Consider the following 381-nt stretch of genomic DNA (forward strand, 5'->3'; position numbering starts at 1 on the left):
GATTAGAGCCGCGGAATTGGAGACCGAGCCGAAGACGCCGCCCTGCATCTTCACCATCTTGATCGCGGCGAGGTGGTTTCCGTGGTCGGTCGCACCACAGCAGTCTTCCAGCAGCAGGCATTCGTAGCCGCGGTCGTTTGCTTCGCGCATCGTCGTCTGCACGCAGACTTCGGTGGTGACACCAGCAAAGACCAGCTGACGAATGCCCTTCTCTTGCAACACGGTGCCAAGTTCGGTGGCGTAGAAGGCGCCCTTGCCGGGTTTTTCGATGACGACTTCACCCTTCACCGGAGCGAGTTCCGGCAGGATTGCCGTGCCGGGTTCGCCTGAGATCAGGATGCGGCCCATCGGACCTTCGTCGCCGATCCTGAGCGACGGATT

At 61.2% G+C, this 381-nt stretch carries 1 protein-coding gene; it reads right to left on the reverse strand.

Going from position 1 to position 381, the window contains the following annotated elements; translation table 11 throughout:
* A partial coding sequence (locus AF337_RS32945; protein ID WP_152971311.1) for a cysteine hydrolase family protein occupies positions 1 to 381 on the reverse strand: 381 nt, incomplete at both ends.

It is taken from the genome of Rhizobium ecuadorense (assembly GCF_001187535.1).
Lineage (GTDB): Bacteria > Pseudomonadota > Alphaproteobacteria > Rhizobiales > Rhizobiaceae > Rhizobium > Rhizobium ecuadorense.